The organism is Salmonella sp. 741265055_HSA, assembly GCF_046569525.1.
In the GTDB taxonomy this organism is placed as follows: Bacteria; Pseudomonadota; Gammaproteobacteria; order Enterobacterales; family Enterobacteriaceae; genus Salmonella; species Salmonella enterica.
This window is the reverse complement of the sequence record NZ_JBKFSQ010000004.1, coordinates 125144-150968: the sequence shown is the minus strand read 5'-3', so window position 1 is coordinate 150968 and position 25825 is coordinate 125144. Positions and strand designations below refer to the sequence as shown.

Below are 25825 nucleotides of genomic sequence, written 5' to 3'. Positions count from 1 at the left end.
ATGATGGAAATTCTGCGTGGTTCGCCTGCACTGTCTGCATTCCGTATCAATAAACTGCTGGCGCGCTTTCAGGCTGCCAACCTCCAGGTCCACAATATATACGCTGAGTATGTCCATTTTGCTGACCTGAACGCCCCGTTAAATGATAGCGAGCAGGCGCAGCTTACCCGTCTGTTGCAATACGGCCCGGCGCTTAGCAGCCATACGCCGGCGGGTAAACTCCTGTTGGTCACACCGCGTCCTGGTACCATCTCCCCCTGGTCTTCAAAAGCAACGGATATCGCCCACAACTGCGGCCTGCAACAGGTTGATCGGCTGGAGCGCGGCGTAGCGTACTATATCGAGGCTTCGACGTTGACGGCGGAACAGTGGCGACAAGTGGCCGCAGAGCTGCACGACCGTATGATGGAGACGGTGTTCTCTTCTTTAACCGATGCGGAAAAACTGTTTATCCACCATCAGCCTGCGCCGGTTTCCAGTGTCGATCTGCTGGGAGAAGGCCGTCAGGCGTTAATTGACGCCAACCTGCGTCTTGGTCTGGCGCTGGCGGAAGATGAAATCGACTATTTGCAGGAGGCGTTTACCAAACTGGGGCGCAACCCGAACGATATCGAATTGTACATGTTCGCCCAGGCGAACTCCGAGCACTGCCGCCACAAGATTTTTAACGCCGACTGGATTATCGACGGTAAACCGCAGCCGAAGTCGCTGTTTAAAATGATTAAAAACACCTTCGAAACCACGCCGGACTATGTGCTCTCTGCCTATAAAGACAATGCCGCGGTGATGGAAGGATCTGCGGTGGGGCGCTACTTCGCCGACCACAATACTGGCCGTTACGATTTTCATCAGGAGCCCGCGCACATTCTGATGAAGGTCGAAACGCATAACCACCCAACCGCCATCTCTCCGTGGCCGGGGGCGGCGACCGGTTCCGGCGGCGAAATTCGTGATGAAGGCGCCACCGGGCGTGGCGCGAAACCAAAAGCCGGGTTGGTGGGCTTCTCTGTTTCCAACCTGCGTATTCCGGGCTTTGAACAGCCGTGGGAAGAGGATTTTGGCAAGCCGGAACGTATTGTCACCGCGCTGGATATCATGACCGAAGGTCCGCTGGGCGGCGCGGCGTTTAACAACGAATTTGGTCGCCCGGCGCTGACCGGTTACTTCCGTACCTACGAAGAGAAGGTGAACAGCCACAACGGCGAAGAGCTGCGCGGCTACCATAAGCCGATCATGCTGGCGGGCGGGATCGGTAATATTCGCGCCGATCACGTGCAGAAAGGCGAGATCGTCGTCGGCGCGAAGCTGATCGTCCTTGGCGGCCCGGCGATGAATATCGGCCTCGGCGGCGGGGCGGCTTCTTCAATGGCTTCCGGCCAGTCTGATGCGGATCTCGATTTTGCCTCTGTTCAGCGCGATAACCCGGAAATGGAACGCCGCTGCCAGGAGGTGATCGACCGCTGCTGGCAGTTGGGCGACGCCAACCCAATCTTGTTTATCCATGATGTGGGCGCGGGCGGTCTCTCCAATGCGATGCCGGAGCTGGTGAGCGACGGCGGGCGCGGCGGGAAGTTCGAACTGCGCGACATTCTTAGCGACGAGCCAGGCATGAGCCCGCTGGAAATCTGGTGTAACGAATCCCAGGAGCGCTATGTGCTGGCGGTCGCGGCTGACCAGTTGCCGCTGTTCGACGAACTGTGTAAGCGCGAACGCGCGCCGTATGCGGTCATTGGCGACGCTACCGAAGAACAGCATCTCTCGTTGCATGATAACCATTTCGACAATCAGCCGATCGACCTGCCGCTGGATGTCCTGCTGGGCAAAACGCCGAAAATGACCCGCGATGTGCAAACATTGAAGGCGAAAGGCGATGCGCTGAACCGCGCGGATATCACGATTGCCGACGCGGTAAATCGTGTTCTGCATCTGCCGACCGTGGCGGAAAAAACCTTCCTTGTCACTATTGGCGACCGTACCGTCACCGGTATGGTGGCGCGTGACCAGATGGTTGGCCCGTGGCAGGTTCCGGTGGCTGACTGCGCGGTCACTACCGCCAGCCTCGACAGCTACTACGGCGAAGCGATGTCGATTGGCGAGCGCGCGCCGGTGGCGCTGCTGGACTTTGCCGCTTCCGCCCGTCTGGCCGTCGGTGAAGCGTTGACTAACATTGCCGCGACGCAGATTGGCGATATCAAGCGCATTAAGCTTTCCGCTAACTGGATGGCGGCAGCCGGTCATCCTGGCGAAGATGCCGGTTTGTATGACGCGGTTAAAGCGGTGGGAGAGGAACTCTGTCCGCAGCTTGGCCTGACGATTCCGGTGGGCAAAGATTCGATGTCGATGAAAACCCGCTGGCAGGAAGGTAACGAACAGCGCGAAATGACCTCGCCGCTGTCGCTGGTGATTTCCGCGTTTGCCCGCGTGGAGGACGTGCGTCACACCCTTACGCCGCAGCTGTCAACGGAAGATAACGCCTTGCTGCTGATCGATCTTGGCAAGGGCCACAACGCGCTGGGCGCAACGGCGCTGGCGCAGGTCTATCGTCAGCTTGGCGACAAACCCGCGGACGTGCGTGACGTCGCGCAACTGAAAGGCTTCTATGACGCCATGCAGGCGCTGGTCGCTGCGCGTAAATTACTGGCCTGGCACGACCGTTCCGACGGCGGTCTGCTGGTGACGCTGGCCGAGATGGCCTTTGCCGGCCACTGCGGCGTGCAGGTCGATATCGCTGCGCTGGGCGATGACCATCTGGCTGCGCTGTTCAATGAGGAGCTGGGCGGCGTGATTCAGGTACGCGCTGAAGACAGAGACGCGGTCGAAACGCTGTTGGCGCAGTACGGCCTTGCTGACTGCGTCCACTACCTTGGTCAGGCCCTGGCTGGCGATCGCTTTGTGATTACCGCTAATGACCAGACGGTATTCAGCGAAAGCCGTACTACGCTGCGTGTCTGGTGGGCGGAAACCACCTGGCAGATGCAGCGTCTGCGCGATAATCCGCAATGTGCCGACCAGGAACACGAGGCGAAAGCGAATGATGCCGATCCGGGCCTCAACGTGAAGCTGTCGTTTGATATTAATGAAGATATCGCCGCGCCGTACATTGCGACAGGCGCACGACCGAAAGTCGCTGTACTGCGCGAGCAGGGGGTGAACTCTCACGTGGAGATGGCGGCGGCGTTCCATCGTGCGGGCTTTGACGCGATTGACGTCCATATGAGCGACCTGCTGGGCGGTCGTATCGGTCTGGGTAACTTCCACGCGCTGGTGGCTTGCGGCGGCTTTTCCTACGGCGACGTGCTGGGGGCGGGCGAAGGCTGGGCGAAATCCATTCTGTTTAACCATCGGGTGCGCGACGAATTCGAAACCTTCTTCCATCGTCCGCAGACGCTGGCGCTTGGGGTGTGCAACGGTTGCCAGATGATGTCGAATCTGCGCGAGCTGATCCCGGGCAGCGAACTGTGGCCGCGTTTTGTACGTAACCATTCTGACCGCTTCGAAGCCCGCTTCAGTCTGGTGGAAGTGACGCAAAGCCCATCGCTGCTGCTGCAAGGAATGGTAGGCTCACAGATGCCGATTGCGGTTTCCCATGGGGAAGGGCGCGTTGAGGTGCGTGACGATGCGCATCTTGCCGCGCTTGAGAGCAAAGGCCTGGTCGCCCTGCGCTACGTTGATAACTTTGGTCAGGTGACTGAAACCTATCCGGCTAACCCGAACGGTTCGCCGAATGGCATCACGGCGGTGACGACCGAAAACGGTCGGGTGACGATTATGATGCCGCATCCGGAACGCGTATTCCGCACCGTCGCCAACTCCTGGCACCCGGAAAACTGGGGCGAGGATAGCCCGTGGATGCGTATCTTCCGTAATGCGCGTAAGCAGCTTGGTTAATTAGCCCGATAGCCATTAAGCCCCTCTTCACGAGGGGCTTTTTTGTAGACGGCGCTTATCAGGCCCACGGGGAAGCGTGGTTGTAGCTACCGTCTTGAACGTCAAGCGGTAGGCCGGATAAGGCGTTTACGCCGCCATCCGGCAATAAACTAGTGCTTATGCCGCAAGATTAAAGTGTCGGGAAATCCCGACATGAGTGGGGGATAGGTTGTCGCCAAAAAGAGACATTTAACTATTTGATTTTAAATTGTTTTATTTTTAGGTGTTGCAGGTGTTGCTGATTGGCGACAGAAAGGGCAAAAAACAGGCAGAGCCATTTTTAGCATGAATAACGATATTTTTCATATCTATCATTGTGTTAACAAAGTCTTTTGAATGTTGGCACAATTACTGCATAATGGTAACCAGTGGCTCATTCACCTTCTTATGTCAGCCCCTTAGGGACGCGCTACATAAACTTCGAATGACGCACAACAAGGTGCCTGCCGTCCAACTTCTGATAATAGCGTAGCTTTATCAACCTCCGGGCGAAACGTCGAGTTAGGCACCGCCTTATTCCATAACAAAGCCGGGTTTAGCCCGGCTTTGTTGTATCTGGCGCTTCCCTCGGTTAGCATCTTTTTTATTCTTCTTTTATGTGAGCGACACGTTGAAGCGCTGGTCTGTTTTCCCCCGTTCTTTACGACAATTGGTCATGCTGGCCTTTTTGCTGATCCTGCTGCCGTTGCTGGTTCTGGCCTGGCAGGCGTGGCAAAGCCTCAACGCGTTAAGCGATCAGGCTGCGGTGACTAACCGCAGCACGCTTATTGACGCCCGGCGCAGCGAGGCGATGACCAACGTCGCGCTGGAGATGGAGCGAAGCTACCGACAGTATTGCGTGCTTGACGATCCGACGCTGGCAAAAGTGTATCAAAGCCAGCGTAAGCGCTATAGCGATATGCTGGACGCCCATGCCGGCGTCTTGCCGGATGATAAGTTGTATCAGGCGTTACGTCAGGATTTAAACGCGCTGGCGCAATTGCAGTGTAAAGATAGCGGCCCGGAAGCGGCAGCGGCCGCGCGTCTGGAGGCCTTTGCCAACGCTAATACGGAAATGGTGCAGGCGACGCGTACTGTGGTTTACTCGCGCGGGCAGCAGTTACAACAAGAAATCGCCGAGCGCGGACAATTTTTCGGCTGGCAGGCGCTGGTGCTATTTCTGGTGAGCCTGGCGATGGTGCTACTTTTTACCCGCATGATTATCGGGCCAGTGAAAGGAATTGAACGGATGATTAATCGCCTGGGCGAAGGCCGTTCTTTGGGGAATACCGTCACCTTTACCGGTCCGCGTGAATTACGATCGGTGGGGCAGCGCATTATCTGGCTGAGTGAGCGTCTGGCGTGGCTGGAATCCCAGCGCCATCAGTTTCTACGTCACCTGTCCCATGAGCTGAAAACCCCGCTGGCCAGTATGCGCGAGGGGACAGAGCTGCTGGCCGATCAGGTGGTTGGGCCGCTGACGCCGGAGCAAAAAGAGGTGGTCGATATTCTGGATGACAGCAGTCGTAATTTACAAAAATTGATTGAGCAATTGCTTGATTACAACCGGAAACTGGTAGACTGTGCCACAGAGCTGGAAGCGGTCGATATCGCGCCGCTTGTGGATATGGTGGTTTCCGCCCACAGTTTGCCTGCCCGCGCTAAAATGATGCATACCGATGTCGACCTGGAGGCCGAACGCTGCATAGCAGAGCCCATGTTGCTGATGAGCGTGCTGGATAATCTCTATTCCAACGCGGTGCACTATGGCGCTGAATCCGGTAACATTTGTATCCGTAGTCGCTCTCAGGGCTCCACGGTTTATATCGATGTGGTTAATAGCGGCGAACCGATTCCGCAAACCGAAAGAGAAATGATTTTTGAGCCTTTTTTCCAGGGAAGCCACCAGCGAAAAGGGGCGGTAAAAGGCAGTGGGTTAGGGCTGAGTATCGCCAGAGATTGTATTCGTCGAATGCAGGGAGAGATCCAACTGGTGGATGACAACGCGCAGGAAGTCTGTTTTCGCATCTCGCTGCCGCTGCCTGCATCTGACAAACACTAATATGAATTTAAGCCTGGTGCGTATGTCACACGTTTTCGTCCAAACTATTAAACGATGCCTTTTGCGGTGGGGAATACCGGTGGGCATATCGTGTCTGGCGCTGACCGCATGTGTTCCCCATGCTTCACAGCAACTGCCCGGTAGCGCAGCGCAGGACACGCTCCCCCATTATCAACTGGCGGATTATCTCCCGACGGCGTGCGCGGATATCTGGTCGCTACGCGGGCAGGCGGTGGAGACGAATCCGCTGTACTGGCTACGCACGATTGACTGCGCCGATCGTCTGATGCCGGTTCAGTCGCGCGCAGAGGCGCGCGCGTTGACGGATGATAACTGGCAGAATGCCTTCAGGCGCGGGATCTTACTGGCGGATGCAAAAATTACGCCGCCGGAGCGGCGCGCCATAGTGACCCGTCTGGAGGCGTTAAGCGCGCAAATACCGGCTCAGGTACGGCCCGTCTACCAAATCTGGCATGACGGTCAGGCGCTGCAATTAGCACTTTCTGCCGAACGTCAGCGTTATAGCAAACTCCAGCAAACGTCAGATAGTGAGCTGGATACGCTGCGCCAGCAGCAACAGGCTTTGCAAACGCAGCTCGATCTTACCACCCGTAAGCTGGAGAGTTTAACCGATATTGAGCGCCAGCTTTCGACACGAAAACCGGCAGGGAATTACAACGCCGATACGCCACATACGAATGACAAACCCGCGACGTCTGAAGATGGCGCGGCGCCGTCGCCGTCACAAGATGAGGTAACGCCATGATAAGCCGTAAACCGGCGCACCTGTTGCTGGTCGATGACGATCCCGGATTACTGAAATTGCTCGGTATGCGCCTGACCAGTGAAGGATACAGCGTCGTGACCGCAGAGAGCGGCCAGGAAGGATTACGGGTACTGCATCGGGAAAAAGTGGATCTGGTAATAAGCGACCTGCGCATGGATGAAATGGATGGTATGCAACTGTTCACAGAAATTCAGAAAGTACAGCCCGGAATGCCGGTTATCATTCTGACGGCGCATGGTTCTATTCCGGATGCGGTGGCCGCTACCCAGAAAGGCGTATTCAGCTTTTTGACGAAGCCTCTCGACAGAGACGCGTTATATAAAGCGATAGATGAAGCGCTGGAGCAGTCCGCTCCCGCGACGGACGATAGCTGGCGCAACGCTATCGTTACCCGTAGCCCGCTGATGCTGCGACTGCTTGAACAGGCGCGCATGGTCGCGCAGTCGGATGTCAGCGTATTGATTAACGGACAAAGCGGCACCGGGAAAGAGATTTTCGCACAGGCGATTCATAATGCCAGCCCGCGCAATAACAAGCCGTTTGTCGCCATCAACTGCGGCGCGTTGCCGGAACAGTTGCTGGAGTCCGAATTATTCGGTCATGCGCGCGGCGCCTTTACCGGCGCAGTGAGCAATCGTGAAGGGTTGTTCCAGGCGGCGGAAGGCGGCACGCTATTTTTGGATGAAATTGGCGATATGCCCGCGCCGTTACAGGTGAAGCTGCTGCGGGTGTTACAGGAGCGCAAAGTCAGGCCGTTGGGCAGCAATCGCGATATTGATATCGACGTGCGAATTATTTCCGCGACGCACCGCGATCTGCCGAAGGCGATGGCGCGGAGCGAATTTCGTGAAGATTTGTACTACCGGCTGAATGTCGTGAGCCTGAAAATTCCGGCGCTGGCGGAGCGTACCGAGGATATTCCGCTGTTGGCTAATCATCTGCTCAGACAGTCGGCACAGCGGCATAAACCGTTTGTTCGCGCCTTTTCTACTGATGCAATGAAACGGCTGATGACGGCAAGCTGGCCGGGCAACGTGCGCCAACTGGTCAACGTCATTGAACAATGTGTGGCGTTAACCTCTTCGCCGGTGATCAGCGATGCGTTGGTCGAGCAGGCGCTGGAAGGCGAAAACACCGCGCTGCCCACCTTTGCCGAAGCGCGAAACCAATTTGAACTGAACTATCTGCGCAAGTTACTGCAAATTACCAAAGGTAACGTGACGCACGCGGCAAGGATGGCGGGGCGCAACCGCACGGAATTCTATAAGCTACTCTCCCGTCACGAACTGGATGCGAATGATTTCAAAGAGTAGTTTTCATGCCGTAAAGTAGCGCGAAATATGTTACGTTTAACCGATCAAAACACAGGCGACCTTTTCAAGGAATAGCATGAAAAAGATTGATGCGATTATTAAACCCTTCAAGCTGGACGATGTCCGTGAAGCGCTGGCCGAGGTAGGTATTACCGGCATGACGGTCACTGAAGTCAAAGGCTTTGGCCGTCAAAAAGGCCACACCGAGCTGTATCGCGGCGCGGAATATATGGTGGATTTTCTGCCGAAGGTAAAAATTGAAATCGTTGTGCCTGACGACATCGTGGATACCTGTGTTGACACCATCATTCGTACCGCGCAGACGGGGAAAATCGGCGACGGTAAGATCTTTGTCTTTGATGTCGCCCGCGTTATTCGTATCCGTACTGGCGAAGAAGACGACGCGGCTATCTGATGTGCCGATTCGCTGCCCGTCTCCTCCTTGTGGGCAGCGAACCACCGTTTAATCGCCCTGCGGTAGCGCCGACGTAGTCCGGGTGCAAATCCATCTCAGGCCGACAATGGCGACGATCAGCGCCACGCAACTTAGCGTCCACTCGCCCATTTGCGAGAAAAAGTGTCCGTAGGCGGCTACCGCCGTATCACTAATTTGCGATTCCGTGGTTTGTTGCGCGACGACGCCAGCCAGCCAGTTAGCGACCGCGCCGGTCGCCAGCATATAAATACCGGTTAGTACGCCCGTGACGCCAGGCAGGTTGAGGCGGGTAATTTGCGCCATCGCGACCGGATCAATAAACAGCTCCGCAAAGCCCATCAGCGCCAGCCCTGCGATCATCATTCCCATTGATGCCTGCCCGTCTAACCGGGCCTGATGCGCGTTTAGCGCCAGCAGCATAAAACCGCCGCCCATTAATACCAGCCCCACGGCAAATTTAAGCCAGACGCGCAGCACCGAGCGGGCGCTCTCTTTCGGGCTGCTCAGCCACGCCAGCACCACGCCCGCCGCCATCACCGCAATCGCATTGACCGACTGGAACAATGCGGTGGGGATGGTCATATTCAGCCAGTGGCGGTTGACAAAACGGTCGATGAATAAACTGATCGAACTTCCGCCCTGCTGCGCCAGAACCCAGAAGAGAGTGCCGGTGATCATTAACAGAACGATTTGCCACAAGGCGCGACGGTGTTCGGGAAATTTAACCATAATACGGGCGATGAGTTGCGCCGCGAAGACGCAGACAATGGCCAGCACATAGCCAGACCAGTTATTTTCCAGCAGGAGAGTGAAGAATACCGGCGCGATACACAGCATTAATACCAGCCAACCCCAGGTTGGAAGGGCGAATTTAACCGCCCGCAGCGCGGGGCGATTAACACCGCGCGTCTGCTGAAAGTGGCGATGACCGCTTAAAAAGATGAGCAGGCCGATGAACATTCCGACGCCCGCCAGCGCAAAGCCGACATGCCAGCCATACCACTGCGCCGCCAGACCACAGGCGATCGGCGCGGCTATCGATCCAATATTTCCGGCGGCGTAGAGCAGCGAGAATCCCCCGTCGCGGCGGTTGTCATCAGGGGCGTAAAGTTCGCCCAGCAGACAGCTAATATTGGATTTAAACAAGCCGTAGCCGCAGATAATAATGGCCAGCGCCGCATATAAACTCAGCGTTGAATCAGATTCTAAGCCCAATACCACATGACCCAGCGTCATCAATAAGGCGCCGGTGATAACCGCCACGCGGTTGCCAAGCAGGCGGTCGGCAAGCCAGCCGCCAAGAATAGGGGTAACGTAAACTAAAGAGGCGTAGGCGCTGAAGAGGTTGATCGCGTGGCTGTCATTAAAACCAAGCTGGTGGGTAAGATAAAGGATGAGTAAGGCACGCATGCCGTAAAAGCTGAAGTATTCCCAAATTTGAATCGCCACGATGTAAAAAATCGCGCGCGGTTGTGAGGGTGTTTTCATAACGTCTCCTTGCTGCGTGAAAAAAGGGAAGTGGCTTGCCACTTCCCTTTGGTACTTATTTCGTATTTTCTTTCAGCACCTTAACGGTGTAACGTCCGTCTGCCTGACGATAGGCGCCGTGGATATCGGTTTCGAAGCCCGGATAGTGAGCGCCGATTTCGCACAGCATTTGCAGGAATTCCAGTACCGGACGGCTTTCCTCGGTGATCATTTCACCAGGCATCACCAGCGGCACTCCCGGAGGGTAAGGAAGGATCATGTTGGCGTTGACGCGACCAACCATCTCTTCAAGATACACCTCTTCCGTTTCGCCATGCAGCTCTTTCTGGAACGCAGTATACGGCGTCATCACCATTTTTGGCAGCACTTCAAACGCACGGTACATTAAGTCCGGCAGATTATGATGTTCGACCAGTTTATGAATATTCTGCGCCAGTTCCTGGATGCGCATATTTTCATAAAACTCAGGCGCTTCGCGGTACAGTGCCGGCAGAATGTTTTTGACGCGCAGGTTCAGGTCAAAGGCGCGTTTAAATTCAGTGAGCGCGCGCAGCAGGCTCAGAGCTTTGGTTTTGTCGATACCAATGCTGAACAGGAACAGCAGATTGTATGGACCGGTTTTTTCTACGATGATGCCGCGTTCATCGAGATATTTGGCGACCAGACTTGCCGGAATACCGAATTCATCCATCGTACCGTCTTTCTTCATCCCCGGCGTCAGGATAGTGACTTTGATCGGGTCGAGGTACATGTGTTCGTTATCGATATTTTTGAAGCCATGCCATGCGCTATCTGAACGCAGCGGCCAGCACTCAGCCCCATCGATATGTTCCGGCTGCCATACGTCAAAGAACCAGCCGTCGGATTCGCTTTTCAGGCGTTTAATTTCTTTACGGAATTTAATCGCACGTTCAATAGAGCCGTTAATCAGGCGTTTACCTGCATTACCTTTCATCATCGCCGCTGCGGTTTCAGTAGATGCTACGATACCGTAGTGCGGAGAAGTGGTGGTATGCATCATGTAGGCTTCGTTAAAGGTTTCTTCGTTAATGTCGCCTTTAACATGAATCATGGATGCCTGTGAAAACGCCGCCAGCAGTTTATGCGTGGACTGGGTTTCATAAATGATTTTGCCTTCTACACGGTCGCCGCTCATACCGCATTTACCCTGATAAATAGGGGAGAAATTGGTATAAGGCACCCAGGCGGAGTCAAAATGAATGGACTTCACATCCAGAGTTTTCTTGATGTAGTCAGTGTTATACAACAAACCGTCATAGGTTGAGTTAGTAATAACAGCATGGACCGGCCAGGTTGCGTTAGGCGTCTCTTTTACCCGTTTAGCGATAGTGGCGTGCTGGAACTCGCTTTGCGGGATACCGCCAAGAATACCGTAGGCGTTACGGGTTGGGCGGAAATAAATCGGCGTAATGTCGCTCATCATCATCAGATGGGTCAGCGATTTATGGCAGTTACGGTCAATCAGTACCGTGCTGCCTGCCGGCGCGGAGTACATACCGACGATTTTGTTCGCCGTAGAGGTGCCGTTCGTCACCATGTAGCTACGTTCGGCGTTAAAGACGCGGGCGATATACTCTTCTGCTTCTTTATGCGGGCCGGAGTGGTCCAGCAGCGAACCCAGTTCGGAAACGGAAATCGAAATATCGGATTTCATCGTGTTCGGGCCGAAGAAATCATAAAAGATGCTGCCGACGGGGCTTTTCTGGAAAGCGGTCCCGCCCATGTGGCCAGGCGTACAGAAAGTATATTTCCCTTCGCGCACATATTTGAACAGTGCTTTTGTCAGCGGCGGCAGAATATTGTCGATGTATTCATCGGTATTCTGGCGAATTTTCGCCGCGATATCGGCTGCGGCGCCTAAAGCATATTCAAAGAAGCGAACCTGCATTCTCAGATCGTTGAGGCTGACGTCCAGCGTAGAGTAGCTGTTGGCGAAGGCGTACAGCGGCATATACTCGTTCAGCTTGCTAATCTCTTCGCAAAGCTCAAGGTTATATTTATCCCAGTCGAAAATGACGCCGCAAAGGCGGGAGTTATTTTCAATCAGCTTCAGCAGGTCTTCTCGGTCGTTTGGATAGACGATACGGAAATTTAAACCTTCCAGTGCACGATGCAGTTCACGAATAGGCTCTTCTTTAAAGTAGACGCCCATGTGGTTCATGATAGCAATAACGTTCATAGTCTTGTTCCTGGTAAAGTGGGCCCCTCCCGCTACGCTATAGCAGGTGACGAAAGGGGCTTTGAGAAAAAGGAGTTAGCGGTTAAAGCGCTTCAGCCGTATTGTTGTCGCTGTCGTTGTTCTGGCGCTGGTGCATTTTGCGACCGTAGAACATCAGGATGATCAGACTGACGATAAAGGTGCCGGAGAGTTCGAAGGAGCTGGCGCCCATCAGTGCGATGAAGCAAAATGCGCAGCCCAGTACAGAACAAATCAGGCTTACCGAGTTACGGATGTTGAACCCTTCGAAGCGAATCAGGTCAACACAGGAGTAGAAGTACGGCAGCATGGTAAGCAGTACGGCAATCCCGGTCAGTTCGCCGAACAGGTCGGACGCTTTACCGCCGCTGGAGTTCATGATGGTGATCAGAATCATCAGCGCCGTCATTTTCACCGCAGCCAACAGCAGACCTTTTTTCGGAATACCGTTTTTATCCATTTCACCGTAAATTTTCGGGAAGTTGCCGTCGTTGGCGGCGCGAACCCCAGCCTGGCCGACCAGCATCATCCAGGAGCCCAGAGACGTCAGGCAGGCGAAAGCGGTAAAGGCGGAAACCAGCGGCGCAGCCCAGCCACCCAGAATCGTGGAGGTACTGATAGCGAACGGCGCGCCGGAAGAGGCCATAACGGAAGCTGGGAACATCCCGGCGATAACCTGAGTCGCGGCGATGTAGATGATGCCTGCCAGCGCGGTACCCAGCATGGTTGCCAGCGGTACGGTGCGTTTCGGGTTTTTCACCATGCCGGTGCTGACGGCGGCAGACTCAACGCCAACGAACGCCCACAGGCAGAGCAGAATACTTTTAACAATGGCGTGAGAGTCGGTTGTCGTGGACGTGTTCCAGTTCGCGTGATAGGTCGCGATATCGAACCAATGCCAGCCGGCGACTGCGGTCAAGACTACCGGGATCAGCACCAGGAATAGGCCAATCGTTGTCAAGCGGCTGACCCAGGCCCCGCCCAGCATATTAATAAAGGTGAACAGCCAGACGATAGCAATACAGGCAATACCTGCCGGTATTGGATTATTTAATGCCGGGAAGAACGTAGAAAGATAAGAAACAGCGGTAATACCGATGGCTAAGTTACCAATCCAGTTTGCGTGATAATAAAGAACGCCGGTCTGGAAACCAAACGCCGGAGATATTTCTCCAGCATAAGCGATAGGGCCACCCTGTTGAGGGTTTTTGGTTGCCAGCCTCGCATAAACATAAGCCAGCGACATTGCCCCAATAATAGAAATTACCCAGCCCCAGATGGCAATGCCACCAATACTGGCAAGGTTGGCGGGTAATAATGCAATCCCGCTCCCCATCATATTACCGGCAACGACGCCAGTACAGGCAAATAGCCCGATCTTTTTGACAGAACTCATGTTCATTTCTCCTGAGCTGTATTTTTAAGAACCGGGCTTATGCTTCATATATGCTGCGTGCCCGTTCAACTGTCGACAAGATTAACGAATGGGTTGAGATAAGTCCTAAAGAAAAAGTGAAATAAACACAAACATGAAAAAACTGATAGATTGATTTTTTTGAATTAACATATAAATATCATGAAAAATATCATGAAAGGATAAACATCGTTTAATTACAAAGAGTTATATTTACATTTCTTTGCAGTGAATATGTTGCCAAAATTAACATAGGTTATTTTTGGCAACATGTTTTTCACAAAATAAAAGCGAAAAATTTAATATCTTTTCGCTTTTATTTGTCATGGTTCAGCGTTAAATTTAATCTTCTGCCAGAAAACTATTCAGATAAGGGACAATTTTCTGAACGGATGTCTGAAATACGCCGTTCTCGATCCAGTACAGCGTGTTTTCACCTGGACGTAAATTAAAGGCGGTCAGATAGGCATCAGCGGCCAGACGATTCTCACCTTTCATTTCGTAAACTTTCCCCAACAGGACATAGTTAAACCACGACATTTCAAGTTCGATGCTTTTATTGATTTCCTCATACGCTGCATCGATATCACCTTTGCCTAAAAGATCGACGGTCTTGATTTTATAATAAACAGACGTTTTCTCAACGCCCGGAATTTGATCTATTTTTTTAAACTCTTCGTTCAGTGCGGCCACTTGTTCTTTATCAAACGGCTGTTGTGATTGCCGTAATACATCTACCAGCACTTTATATTCATAGGCATAGTTGAAATCAGGCGTTTCCTTAATAATGCCATTCAGAATATCGCTGGCTTTACTTAGCGCCTGCGCATCGCCGCTCAGAATAAGCTGGCGCGCCTCATAAAAACGCATCAGCGCGGTATTTTGCGGCGTTCTGAACAGGGCCAGTTGTTCTCGCATACGATCAGGCCAGGGCTGTGTTAAAACGAAAGACAGGCTATTAAACAGATCATCCTGGATGGACAACTGGTTAGTATTGGTGACGAAATAACGCTTATCCAGCATGGTTGAACCATCGGCGTTATCAATGAGCACTACAGACATAAAGCACTGCTGCGCCCGATAGTGGCGCTGATTGACAAACTGAATGGTTAACGTCTTACCGGAGCTGCTTGGCTCATTGACCCGGTAATTGGTTTTATCGTGCACCATAAAGGTCGAGTAGGTGTTCAGCAGGTCGGTGATTAAGCCGCCCAGACCGATGGCGTAGGACTCCTGCGAGACCCAGTTATTACAGGAATTGCCGCCTTCAAAACGAACATCTATATCTCGTGGGTTAAGTAATAACCGCGTTTTTGTTACCGCGGCATTATGATCTACCACCGACATCACGATAAACACCACCAGCGTCGCCAGCGAGAGCAGGAACATCACCCACGTCCAGAAAGCGGCGATACGCGGCTTTTTCGCCTTTTTAGTCGGCGTTTGCAAAGAGGCGGGCGGCACAGGCGTAGCGGCAGTAACCCCCTCTGTCGGTTCTGCATTCGTCGCTGCGATCGGCGGCGGCGACGTTGATGAATTATCGATCTCATCGCTATTTTCTTCGCACCAGATAACCGGCGCCGTCAGCTTATAGCCGCGTTTAGGTACGGTAACGATGTATTCAGCATTGCTGTCTCCGCCATCTCTTAATGATTTGCGTAGTTCAGAAATGCTTTGGGTGACAACATGGTTGGTCACGATGGTGCGCATCCAGACATGATCAATAATGTTATCCCGGCTTAACACTTCATCCGGGTGATGCGCAAAATACATCAGAAGATCGATCAGCCGTGGTTCAAGAGTAATCTGGCGTCCCTGACGACTGATCTGATTAACAGAAGGTGTAACCAGCCACTCTCCAATGCGTACAACAGGTTGCTGCATAAAAAGATGCCCTAACGAGCTAAGTCAAACGTTAATAATAACACGATTTGCACAGACTTTTTTTATTCCCCTTTTTTGTAAAAGAAAGGCATAAAAAGCAGCGCAATAAGCAGGGGAACGGGGAGGAAAACGGGCGTTCGCCTTAACGATAACGCCCGTTTTTTCAGAGGATTTCTTGCAATTACAGTACTTTATGCGGGCCGAAGCATTCGTAATGAATGTTTTCGTTATTCACGCCAAGTGAAACCAGTTGTTTTGCGGCAAACTGCATAAAGCCTACCGGGCCGCAAAGATAGAACTGCATTGCCGGATCGCTGATTGCGGCTTCCAGTTGGCTTAAATCCATCAGCCCTTCGCTGTCGAAGAGGCGTTGGGCGCGATCGGCCTCGGTCGGTTCGCGGTACCAGGTATGGGCAGTGAAACGCGGCAGTGTACGGCCCAGCTCGCTCACTTCGTCGGCAAATGCATGAACGTCGCCGTTTTCCGCCGCGTGGAACCAGTTCACCTGCGCGGTATGCTGTTCTTTCGCCAGCGTATCGAGCATCGCCAACATCGGCGTCTGGCCGACGCCAGCGGAAATCAGCGAAACGGGGGTATCAGCGGCGACATTCATAAAGAAGTCACCTGCCGGCGCAGCCAGATGCACCACATCGCCCACGCTGGCGTGATGGTGTAACCAGTTTGATACCTGGCCGCCGTCTTCACGCTTCACGGCAATACGGTACCCTTTGCCATCGGGTTTACGGGTCAGTGAATATTGGCGGATCTCCTGATGCGCAAAACCTTCCGGCTTCAGCCAGACACCCAGATACTGCCCGGGACGGTATTCCGCCACCGTACCGCCGTCGACTGGTTCAAACTCAAAGCTGGTGATCAGTGCGCTACGCGGGGTTTTCGCAACGATGCGGAAGGGGCGCGTGCCTTCCCAGCCGCCGTCTTTGCTGGCGTTCTCGTGATAAATCTCGGCTTCCCGATGAATAAAGACGTTAGCCAGTACGCCATAGGCTTTGCCCCACGCGTCCAGCACTTCCTGGCCCGGGTTGAACATTTCGTCCAGCGTCGCCAGCAGATGCGTCCCGACGATGTTGTACTGCTCCGGCTTAATCTGGAAGCTGGTGTGCTTCTGCGCGATTTTTTCTACCGCCGGCAGCAACGCCGGTAAATTTTCGATATTGCTGGCGTAGGCCGCGATAGCATTAAACAGGGCTTCGCGCTGATCGCCGTTACGCTGGTTGCTCATATTGAAGATTTCTTTGAGCTCCGGATTATGCGTAAACATACGGTCGTAGAAGTGGGCGGTCAGTTTCGGTCCTGTTTCAACCAGCAAGGGAATGGTGGCCTTTACTGTAGCGATGGTTTGTGCGTCAAGCATACGTGCTTCCTTTATGTGAAAATCTAATGATGTATATCAAATGCATCTTATAAAAATACCCTTGCATTGTAAATGGATCTTCTCTGCTTTACGTTATGGAGGTAACAACGTGAAAAATCTGCATCACAAAGCTGAAAAGAAATCCGTTGAAATTCGTCAGGCTCTCGTTCAGGAAACCCTTATCTGACGCACAGGTAATCGTTTGCGTAAAAACCTTTGTCAAGACCTGTTATCGAAGAATGATTCGGTTATACTGTTGGCCGAAGTCCCACGGACTGCCTTTTCAGGCACAAATTTTATTGTTAGCTGAGTCAGGAGATGCGGATGTTAAAGCGTGAAATGAACATTGCCGATTATGATGCCGAATTGTGGCAGGCTATGGAGCAGGAAAAAGTACGTCAGGAAGAGCACATCGAACTGATCGCCTCCGAAAACTACACCAGCCCGCGCGTGATGCAGGCGCAGGGGTCTCAGCTGACCAACAAATACGCTGAAGGATATCCGGGCAAGCGCTACTACGGCGGTTGCGAATACGTTGATGTCGTTGAGCAGCTGGCTATCGACCGCGCGAAAGAACTGTTCGGCGCCGACTACGCTAACGTGCAGCCGCACTCCGGTTCTCAGGCTAACTTCGCTGTTTACACCGCGCTGCTGCAGCCGGGCGATACCGTTCTGGGTATGAACCTGGCGCAGGGCGGCCACCTGACTCACGGCTCCCCGGTTAACTTCTCCGGTAAACTGTACAACATCGTACCTTACGGTATCGATGAGTCCGGTAAAATTGACTATGACGAGATGGCGAAGCTGGCCAAAGAGCACAAGCCGAAGATGATTATCGGTGGCTTCTCTGCCTACTCCGGCGTGGTTGACTGGGCAAAAATGCGTGAAATCGCTGACAGCATCGGCGCATACCTGTTTGTCGACATGGCGCACGTGGCGGGCCTGATTGCCGCAGGCGTTTACCCGAACCCGGTTCCGCACGCTCACGTTGTCACCACCACCACCCACAAAACCCTGGCGGGTCCGCGCGGCGGCCTGATCCTGGCGAAAGGCGGCGACGAAGAGCTGTACAAAAAACTGAACTCCGCCGTCTTCCCAAGCGCACAGGGCGGCCCGCTGATGCACGTGATCGCGGGTAAAGCGGTGGCGCTGAAAGAAGCGATGGAGCCGGAATTCAAAGTTTACCAGCAGCAGGTGGCGAAAAACGCCAAAGCGATGGTGGAAGTGTTCCTGAACCGCGGCTACAAAGTGGTGTCTGGCGGCACTGAAAACCACCTGTTCCTGCTGGACCTGGTGGATAAAAACCTGACCGGTAAAGAAGCTGACGCCGCGCTGGGCCGTGCTAACATCACCGTGAACAAAAACAGCGTGCCGAACGATCCTAAGAGCCCGTTCGTGACTTCCGGTATCCGTATTGGTTCTCCGGCGGTTACTCGTCGCGGCTTCAAAGAAGCGGAAGTGAAAGAGCTGGCTGGCTGGATGTGTGACGTGCTGGACAACATCAATGATGAAGCCACCATTGAACGCGTGAAAGCGAAAGTACTGGATATCTGCGCCCGCTTCCCGGTTTACGCGTAAGCGTTTGTGTTGTGTAAATGTCCCGATGGCGTTGCGTCTGTCGGGCATTACTTATGCGCCATAACGTGACGCCGCCGGAAGTCATTATCCGGCGGCGTTGCCGTTTGAACTTCTCCCTCCGCTTGTTAATCTTATGTTACCCTTGCCAGCGCAACCGTTTACCGCCAGACTATCGCCTCCAAACGGGAGGGAATCATGGCATTGCATTCCACGCGCTGGCTGGCGCTCAGTTATTTCACCTACTTCTTTAGTTACGGTATTTTTCTGCCCTTCTGGAGCGTCTGGCTCAAAGGTCTTGGGCTAACGCCGGAAACCATCGGTCTTCTGCTGGGCGTGGGTCTGGTCGCGCGTTTTCTCGGTAGTCTGCTCATTGCGCCTCGCGTAAGCGATCCTTCGCGGTTGATCTCCGCGCTGCGCGTACTGGCATTGCTGACGCTGGTATTTGCGCTGGCATTTTGGGCAGGAACGCATGTCGCGTGGCTAATGGTGGTGATGGTTGGGTTTAACCTCTTCTTTTCGCCACTGGTGCCGCTGACCGATGCGCTGGCCAATACCTGGCAAAAGCAAATTACCCTGGACTATGGTCGGGTGCGGCTGTGGGGGTCCATCGCCTTCGTGATAGGGTCGGCGCTGACCGGTAAGCTGGTGAGTTTATACGATTACCAGGCGATTCTGGCGCTACTGACGCTCGGCGTCGCCTCGATGTTGCTGGGTATGTTGTTACGTCCCAGCGTGCCGCCGCAAGGGGAAAGCCGTCAGCAGGAGAGCGCAGGCTGGCCCGCCTGGCGTACGCTGGTGGCACAAAGTTGGCGTTTTCTCGCCTGCGTCTGTTTGCTGCAAGGGGCGCACGCCGCCTACTATGGTTTTAGCGCCATCTACTGGCAGGGGGCTGGCTATTCAGCATCGGCGGTCGGCTATTTATGGTCGTTGGGCGTGGTGGCGGAAGTGATCATTTTCGCCCTGAGTAAAAAGCTATTCCGCCGGTTTAGCGCCCGCGACTTGCTGTTGCTTTCTGCTGTGTGCGGCGTGGTACGCTGGGGACTGATGGGCTGGAGTACGGCGCTGCCGTGGCTGATTGTGATACAAATCCTGCACTGTGGCACGTTTACCGTTTGCCATCTGGCCGCCATGCGCTATATCGCTGCGCGTCAGGGAAGCGAGGTGATTCGTTTGCAGGCCGTCTATTCCGCTGTGGCGATGGGCGGCAGTATCGCGATTATGACGGTATTTGCCGGTTTTCTGTATCAACATCTGGGCGGCGGCGTGTTCTGGATTATGGCGCTGGTGGCATTGCCCGCTATCTTCCTTCGGCCCAAAGTGGTTGCCGCGTCATGATTCCAGGATCTTGCGGATCTGCTGCTGTTGGTGCTCTGTGAGGGCGCGATCCGCATGAATTAATGGCGGTGAGAAGAGCGGTAGCGGCGTGGCGTAAGGGGTAACAATCAGCGCTACGCCGCGCGGGCATCCCTCTTTTTGAAACGCCTGGAGCGATATCCGTCTGATATTCAGCGGCAACAGGGTCAGTTCACGCAGTTGCTGCTCAATATGCGTCTCCAGCGCATCATTTTTATCCGCTAACAATACGATCTGTCTCTCATGCAAATCGTTATCCTGCATTAGCCAGGCGCCGAAAATCACTGCCACCAGCCCCGTCTCTTCCTCGGAAAAGTGGATACCATATTCGGCTTCAAACCCGGCGAGCGCCTCACGTGTGGTGCGAACCAGACGTGGATAAAGACGGTTGAACTCTTCCGGAAGCGTATTATCGATGCCAATCGTGAATAAACTTCGGTTCAGCGCCTGGGCGAGATGGACATACAACTGATCGTTAAGCCCTTGTTCGTCGCTGAAGCGTACGTTCCCTTTTTCTCGAAAGCGCAGCACCAGCCGCGCCACCTCCAGCCGCAGTTGCTGCGCCCGTTGATGCGTGTCGCGAATCGGGTCGGGGAGGCGAATCATTGAAAACAGTAACGCCATAAACAGCGCTTCATTGAGCGGTGCGGCCTGCATCACGTGGCGCTGCCAGTGACGACCAATTTCCTGGGCGAGTGGATATTCCGCGCACGACTGCGCCCAAATCTGCTGCACAGGGTTGAATTCCGGGGTGATGCCGGCATGGTGTTGTAGCAGACAATACTGTAAAAAGAGACGCAGGAACTGCACGTCGCGATGTTCAAATGGTTTTTGCAACCGGCGGGCGCACAGATTGATGAGCGCGTGCAGATTAATATCGTCATACAGCGGACGCGCGATACCGCGCTGCTTTAGCGCGTTTTTTAAGGCCGGGGTAAACTGTTGCGTGACGAAGGTCGGGCATAAACGCAGGCCGCGCCTGAGCCAGTGTAAAAGGCAAAGGCGCTGATCGAGTGCTGTACCTTCGATCCGATAGCAACCGTTCTGGCATGTTGTGATGGCAAGGCGATGATAGCGCTGGATCTCCAGGCTTGTCTCAGTGATATCCTCACGGGCAGTATCATCATCAACGCCATTAAGCGCGCTGAAGATTTCCACCGTGGCAATTGGCTCCGGCTGGAAAAGCGTCAGCAATACCTGACAGCGGCGCTGGGGAGCGGAAAGTACAGATGGTGGGGCAATTGTCGGCATCATCTGTCAGGTCTCCCGTTAGTTTGTCTGGTAAGGATAGCTAAAGTTTGCGTGTGAAAAACGTGATAAGCGTGCTTTTAGGCCTGGAATGCTGAGGAGCGTCACAGAATTTTTATCGCGAGGAACAGATGAAGTCAGTGAAACGCAGCGCCTTAACACTATTTCTCGCCGTTTTATCTTTCGTGGCGGCGGCGCATCCGCACAGCTTCATCCGTCTGCAAACGCAGGTGGTCAGTGAAAATGAGCAATTTGTGGCGTTAAAAATGCGCTGGACAATGGACGCGCTGACGTCCGCAGATCTGCTGTATGACGCCGGAAACGCGGCGCCGGGGTCAGAAATATGGAAAAAGTTGGCGGCGGAAGTGATGGCTAACGTACTTGGGCAGCACTACTTTACAGAAGTGTGGCGCAATGGCGCGAAAGTGAAGTTTAAAAACAGGCCGACAGAATACGGTATGACGCGTGACGCGCATCAGGCGGTATTGACCTTTACGCTGCCGCTGGCTGAACCGCAGCCGTTAAGCGGTCAGACTTATACCTTTTCAACGTTTGATCCCTCTTATTATGTTGATATGCATTATGACCAGGACAGCGATATCACGATGCCGGAACCGCTGCGCGAAAAGTGTCAGATTCAGGTTTATACTCCTGCGCCCGGCGAAGAGACACTACGTTTCGCCCAGTCGCTGGATAAAGAGGACGCGCCGCCGGAGGATATGGATTTAGGTAAACAGTTTGCCCAAACGGTGACCTTGCAATGTCAGTAATTTTTTCTCAACGCGCTCCGGGGCGGCGCTGGCTCTCGCTGTGGCCATTGGCGTTATTCCTGCTGCTGATGCTGGTTGGCGGTCTGTGGATATGGCAGGCCTGGCCGCAGGTGATGTTGAAAAGCGCTCTTTGGCAGCGGGACGTAAATCAGCAGTTGAGCGCGCTGCTTAACGCGGTGGCGACGCATCCTGAGCGGGCGGGCGGATCGTTGCTTCTGCTGAGTTTTATGTATGGCGTGCTTCATGCGCTGGGGCCGGGACACGGCAAAGTGGTGATCGCGACATGGCTGGTGACGCATCCTTCGAAGCTGAAATCAAGTATCGTGTTAACCCTCGCCGCCGCGTTATTACAGGGGCTTGTGGCTATCGGGTTGGTGGTGGGCGTGCTGACCGTATTGCAACTTCCGGCCAGGCAGCTCCATCTGAGCGGCTTCTGGCTGGAAAAGGGGAGCTATGCGTTAGTTGGCGGGCTGGGCATCTTGCTGTGCTGGCGGGCCATAAAAAGGTTACGCGCGCTGCTACGTAAACCTGTCTTTATCGCTTTTACGCCGCGCCATGTTCACCATGAAAAATGCGGCTGCGGACATCAGCATCTACCGACGCAGGAACAATTGCATAGCGGCGATGACTGGCGCGCGCGACTCATGATCGTACTGTCTATGGGGATGCGGCCCTGTTCCGGCGCGATAATGGTGCTGTTATTCAGTAAAGTGATTGGCGTTTTTAGCTGGGGAATGGCGTCGGTACTGGCGATGGCGGCGGGAACCTCGCTAACGATTACCTCGCTGGCGCTGCTGGTACACACTTTTCGTGCTCTGGCGGTGAAACTCAGTGGAAACAAAGCGCCGGCGTTATGGCGGCAGGTAGGCTGGTCAACGCTGGCGCTGGCCGGAGGGGTCATACTGCTTGTCGCGGCGCTGGTCATGTGGTTTAGCGTGCCGCAGCCTGTGGGCGGGCTGCGGCCATGGCGTGGTTGATTAGTGCCCGGCGGGTTTGAGATGCATCCGCGCGACGGATTCGTCTTCGGCCCAGTAAATGCGTTCGGCGACCATCGCTTCCGGATTGAGCTGAACGCCGCGCAGTACCCGTTCTTTAAAACGCAGGTAGCCGCCTTTGTCGATCAGATGGCCCATATGGAGATAGATCGGTTTTCCGCCGAGCATCTCTTTTTCAAATTCATACAGGTTAACGATCACCTGCTTTATCACATCTTCAGTCACCCAGTTGAGGAAGAGCTTGCCGACGCGCGGCGTCTTTTTACTGGTGCGTCCGCCCAGACGGACTTGCCAGAGCTGATCCGGCTTACGTTGCCAGGCCAGCGTCGGGCAGGCCAGCACGCACTCGCCGCAGCCGATACAGGCGGACTCTTCTTTGACCGCTTTGCCGTTCTTCAGCGCCAGGCAGCCTACCGCGTGGTGACTACAGGCCTTCACGCAGGCGCCGCAACCGATACAGCGATCGGCAGTGAAGCGCATTTTCGCCACGCCAATAATTCCCAGATCGGCCATTGACGCCTTCGCGCAATCATTCGGGCAGCCAACGATGACCGTTTTGAGATGATAAGGGCTGGGATAGACCAGTTTTTCAAGACGACGGGACAGACCGGTCGTGTCAGTGTTGGCTTTCTGGCAAATGCGGTTCCCCTGACAGGCGACAATATTTCGCCCGCCAATAGCGAGATAGCCCGCTTTGGTATCCTCAACCTGGACGTCGCACAGTTCTATTTCAATCTCGCGAAGAAACGGCTCCAGTGCAGCGTTCACGTTGTCGATATCTTCGTAACGGATACCCGGCATCGCCAGCTTCTGGCGGGTAGTGAGGTGAATTTGTCCGTTGCCCCAGGTTTCGGCGATGTCACGCGCCACCGTTAGCAAATGCGCGGGCAAAATACCGCCGGGAATGCGGACGCTGATCATGGCTTCGCCGCGCACTTTTGACAGGCGATATTCGTTTTTCGCACGGGCTTTAATGATATCAATATCAATGCTCATGATGTTCTCCTTAATCGGCAAAACGTTGCGCGACGGCGTAGTTAAATATCGGGCCGTCGGTGCAGACATACACTTCGCCCATACGGCAGTGGCCGCACTTCCCTACGGAGCAGGCCATCCGGCGTTCGTAGTCCACCCAGATTTGCTCCGGCTTGAGCCCTTTTTGCAGCAGCATTTTTACGGTAAAGGTAATCATTATTGGCGGCCCAACGACGATGGCCTGCATGGTGTCGATATCGCTAAGCGTCATGTCGGCAAGCCGATCGGTCACCCGACCAATCTGGTAACGGTCATCAGCCTCGCCTTCATCCAGCGTGAGCACCAGATTATGTTTGCCGTGCCACGTCGCCATTTCTTCTTTGTACAGCACGCAATCGCGATTTTTATAGCCGAGAATCATATCCAGCTGACCAATTTCCTGGGGATTCTCAACGAAATAGCGCATTAAGCCTTTCACCGGCGCGACGCCCGTGCCGCCTGCGACAACCAGTAAGGGTTTATGGCGCAGCGTATCGACCGGATAGCCATTGCCATAGCAGCCGCGTAGCCACACGTTGTCGCCTTCTTTCAGCGTAAAGAGGGCGCTGGTCACTTTTCCGACATTACGAATCAGCAGATCTATCCAGCCGTCGCCGTAGTCGGAAACGGAGATGGGCGCTTCGCCGACGCGCGGCAGCGACACCTCAACAAATTGCCCCCAGTGCGCGGGAAAATCGACGGCCACGCGGAAATTCCACTCCAGCGGCGTGTGGCGAGTAATACTGAGGATGCGGTACGCCGCAGGCAGCAAACTGTGCTGCGGTTTATCATGACAGGAACAATGTGACATGCGTTATGCCTCCTCTGCCAGCGCCTGCCGAACGGCAGCAGTCATTTTGTTGATAATCAAAGAAAATTTGATGTATTGCGGGCAGCGATCGTCGCAGCGGCCGCAGCCGACGCACATATGTTCAATGCCGTTGCGCGCTTTGTAGTCATTGACCTTATGCAGGGCGCGGTAGCGCAGACGCTCGCCGGGTTTTTCGCGAAAACCATGACCGCCGGCCATGTCGCTAAAGCCCGGCACCATGCAGCTTGCCCACTGGCGGCGGCGTTCGCCGCGCTGCTGATTTTCATCATAGGCGACGTCAAAGACGCTATAGCAGGTACAGGTTGGGCACCCGGTAGTGCAGCGGCCACAACTGATGCAGCGGCTGTCGTAGGCGTCCCATAGCGGATGGCGGGTGAGAATGTCGCGAATTTTTTGCGGATCGTGGCAAACGCTGTCCGGCGTGACGACGGTTTCCCGGTTTTCGCTGACGAAAGAGGGGGTATAGTCAGCCTCCTGCCCCAGCCCTTGTATCGCCGCCTCGATAAAGGGATCGCGGATGCTGACAAGCGCGCCCTCATCGCTAAAACGCATGGCGGCGCTATAACAGTCAGTTTTATTGGTACCCATTGAGACGCAGAAACAATTTTCGAAGCTTTCTTCACACTCAATAAGGACGAAACGAATATGCTCCCGTAGCAGTTGATAACTGTAATCGGAATTATTCCCATTTGATAAATACATATAATCCAGCCGCGACATGGCGTTAATGTCGCAGGCGCGGGCAAAGATGATTATCGGGGAAGTGTCTGTCTCGGCAATTTGAATGGTGTCTTTATCGAAATAAAAGAGCGTTTCGGTGATAGGGGCAATAATGGTATTCGGCGACATGTGCGATTTCTCGTGCCAGATGAGATCGCGCCAGCCGCTAATCCGTTGATAAATAATGTTGTCAGTGTCGGAAAAACGTCCGCCGCGAAACTCTGCGGACGGGGCAAACACGCGCCATTTTTTGTTTAATCGCTGGATAAGCAGACTAAACTCGTCAGGCGTAATTTTGATAGCCATCACATACTCCACAGTAATATTCAGGAAAAACAAATGAAAATAAATTGTTATAAAAATCAGTTGAATATTACTGTTACGCTAGCGCTAATCCACCGCCTTCGCTAACGGGAAAAAATGGTTTTTACTATC

General features: G+C 54.0%; 18 protein-coding genes. 9 read left to right on the top strand and 9 right to left on the bottom strand.

The window, feature by feature from the left end; translation table 11 throughout:
• From purL to glnB, 5 genes are all read left to right on the top strand, one after another.
• Complete coding sequence (gene purL, locus ACLD4K_RS03910; RefSeq protein ID WP_411011413.1) at positions 1-3888, top strand: phosphoribosylformylglycinamidine synthase; 3888 nt, start codon at positions 1-3, stop codon at positions 3886-3888.
• Between the two features lie 649 nt (positions 3889-4537).
• Entirely contained in the window at positions 4538-5968 is a 1431-nt protein-coding gene (qseE, locus tag ACLD4K_RS03905; RefSeq protein ID WP_411011412.1) for a two component system sensor histidine kinase QseE/GlrK, read from the top strand.
• Position 5969: 1 nt separating this feature from the next.
• The gene (gene qseG, locus ACLD4K_RS03900) at positions 5970-6734 is read left to right on the top strand and encodes a two-component system QseEF-associated lipoprotein QseG (RefSeq protein WP_077909987.1); all 765 of its coding nucleotides are present in this window, start codon (positions 5970-5972) and stop codon (positions 6732-6734) included.
• Entirely contained in the window at positions 6734-8068 is a 1335-nt protein-coding gene (glrR, locus tag ACLD4K_RS03895) for a two-component system response regulator QseF/GlrR (RefSeq protein ID WP_411011421.1), read from the top strand. The genes qseG and glrR overlap by 1 nt, the downstream gene beginning before the upstream one ends.
• A 76-nt stretch (positions 8069-8144) precedes the next feature.
• On the top strand, positions 8145-8483 hold the full coding sequence (glnB, locus tag ACLD4K_RS03890; RefSeq protein WP_000717694.1) for a nitrogen regulatory protein P-II: 339 nt from the start codon (positions 8145-8147) through the stop codon (positions 8481-8483).
• A 48-nt stretch (positions 8484-8531) separates the two neighbouring features.
• Here the strand turns inward: glnB and dtpD are convergent, their stop codons facing one another.
• The 5 genes from dtpD to hmpA all read right to left on the bottom strand — a co-directional run bounded on the left by dtpD (position 8532) and on the right by hmpA (position 16880).
• Positions 8532-9992, bottom strand: a complete 1461-nt coding sequence (gene dtpD / locus ACLD4K_RS03885; RefSeq protein ID WP_411011411.1) for a dipeptide permease DtpD — start codon at positions 9990-9992, stop codon at positions 8532-8534.
• A gap of 55 nt (positions 9993-10047) precedes the next feature.
• A complete protein-coding gene (cadA, locus tag ACLD4K_RS03880) occupies positions 10048-12192 on the bottom strand; it encodes a lysine decarboxylase CadA (protein ID WP_001100652.1) in 2145 nt (714 codons plus the stop codon).
• 82 nt (positions 12193-12274) lie between these two features.
• Positions 12275-13606 (bottom strand): cadaverine/lysine antiporter, encoded by a 1332-nt coding sequence (cadB, locus tag ACLD4K_RS03875; protein ID WP_000100008.1) that lies wholly within the window; start codon positions 13604-13606, stop codon positions 12275-12277.
• Between the two features lie 360 nt (positions 13607-13966).
• Positions 13967-15508: a lysine decarboxylation/transport transcriptional activator CadC gene (gene cadC / locus ACLD4K_RS03870; RefSeq protein ID WP_411011410.1), complete on the bottom strand. Its 1542-nt coding sequence runs from the start codon at positions 15506-15508 to the stop codon at positions 13967-13969.
• A gap of 181 nt (positions 15509-15689) precedes the next feature.
• Positions 15690-16880 (bottom strand): NO-inducible flavohemoprotein, encoded by a 1191-nt coding sequence (hmpA, locus tag ACLD4K_RS03865; RefSeq protein WP_023209431.1) that lies wholly within the window; start codon positions 16878-16880, stop codon positions 15690-15692.
• Positions 16881-17204: 324 nt separating this feature from the next.
• On the opposite strand from hmpA, the gene glyA reads away from it, so the two are divergent.
• On the top strand, positions 17205-18458 hold the full coding sequence (glyA, locus tag ACLD4K_RS03860; protein WP_000919178.1) for a serine hydroxymethyltransferase: 1254 nt from the start codon (positions 17205-17207) through the stop codon (positions 18456-18458).
• Positions 18459-18653: 195 nt separating this feature from the next.
• Positions 18654-19793, top strand: coding sequence for a 3-phenylpropionate MFS transporter (locus ACLD4K_RS03855; RefSeq protein WP_001173729.1), 1140 nt, complete (start codon positions 18654-18656; stop codon positions 19791-19793).
• Here ACLD4K_RS03855 and csiE read toward each other — a convergent pair.
• Positions 19788-21065 (bottom strand): stationary phase inducible protein CsiE, encoded by a 1278-nt coding sequence (csiE, locus tag ACLD4K_RS03850; protein ID WP_000982961.1) that lies wholly within the window; start codon positions 21063-21065, stop codon positions 19788-19790. The genes ACLD4K_RS03855 and csiE overlap by 6 nt on opposite strands.
• 125 nt (positions 21066-21190) lie before the next feature.
• Between csiE and ACLD4K_RS03845 the strand changes: the two genes are divergently transcribed.
• Positions 21191-21829, top strand: coding sequence for a DUF1007 family protein (locus tag ACLD4K_RS03845; RefSeq protein WP_183058982.1), 639 nt, complete (start codon positions 21191-21193; stop codon positions 21827-21829).
• Entirely contained in the window at positions 21820-22806 is a 987-nt protein-coding gene (locus ACLD4K_RS03840; protein ID WP_411011409.1) for a nickel/cobalt transporter, read from the top strand. The genes ACLD4K_RS03845 and ACLD4K_RS03840 overlap by 10 nt, the downstream gene beginning before the upstream one ends.
• Here the strand turns inward: ACLD4K_RS03840 and asrC are convergent, their stop codons facing one another.
• The 3 genes from asrC to asrA are packed head-to-tail and all read right to left on the bottom strand — an operon-like array spanning position 22807 to position 25696.
• Positions 22807-23820 carry a sulfite reductase subunit C gene (gene asrC / locus ACLD4K_RS03835; RefSeq protein ID WP_000020685.1) on the bottom strand — a complete coding sequence of 338 codons (1014 nt, stop codon included), beginning with the start codon at positions 23818-23820 and terminating at the stop codon, positions 22807-22809.
• Positions 23821-23830: 10 nt separating this feature from the next.
• Positions 23831-24649, bottom strand: a complete 819-nt coding sequence (gene asrB / locus ACLD4K_RS03830; protein WP_000017585.1) for an anaerobic sulfite reductase subunit AsrB — start codon at positions 24647-24649, stop codon at positions 23831-23833.
• A gap of 3 nt (positions 24650-24652) precedes the next feature.
• Entirely contained in the window at positions 24653-25696 is a 1044-nt protein-coding gene (gene asrA, locus ACLD4K_RS03825; protein WP_411011408.1) for an anaerobic sulfite reductase subunit AsrA, read from the bottom strand.
• Positions 25697-25825 lie beyond the last annotated feature (129 nt).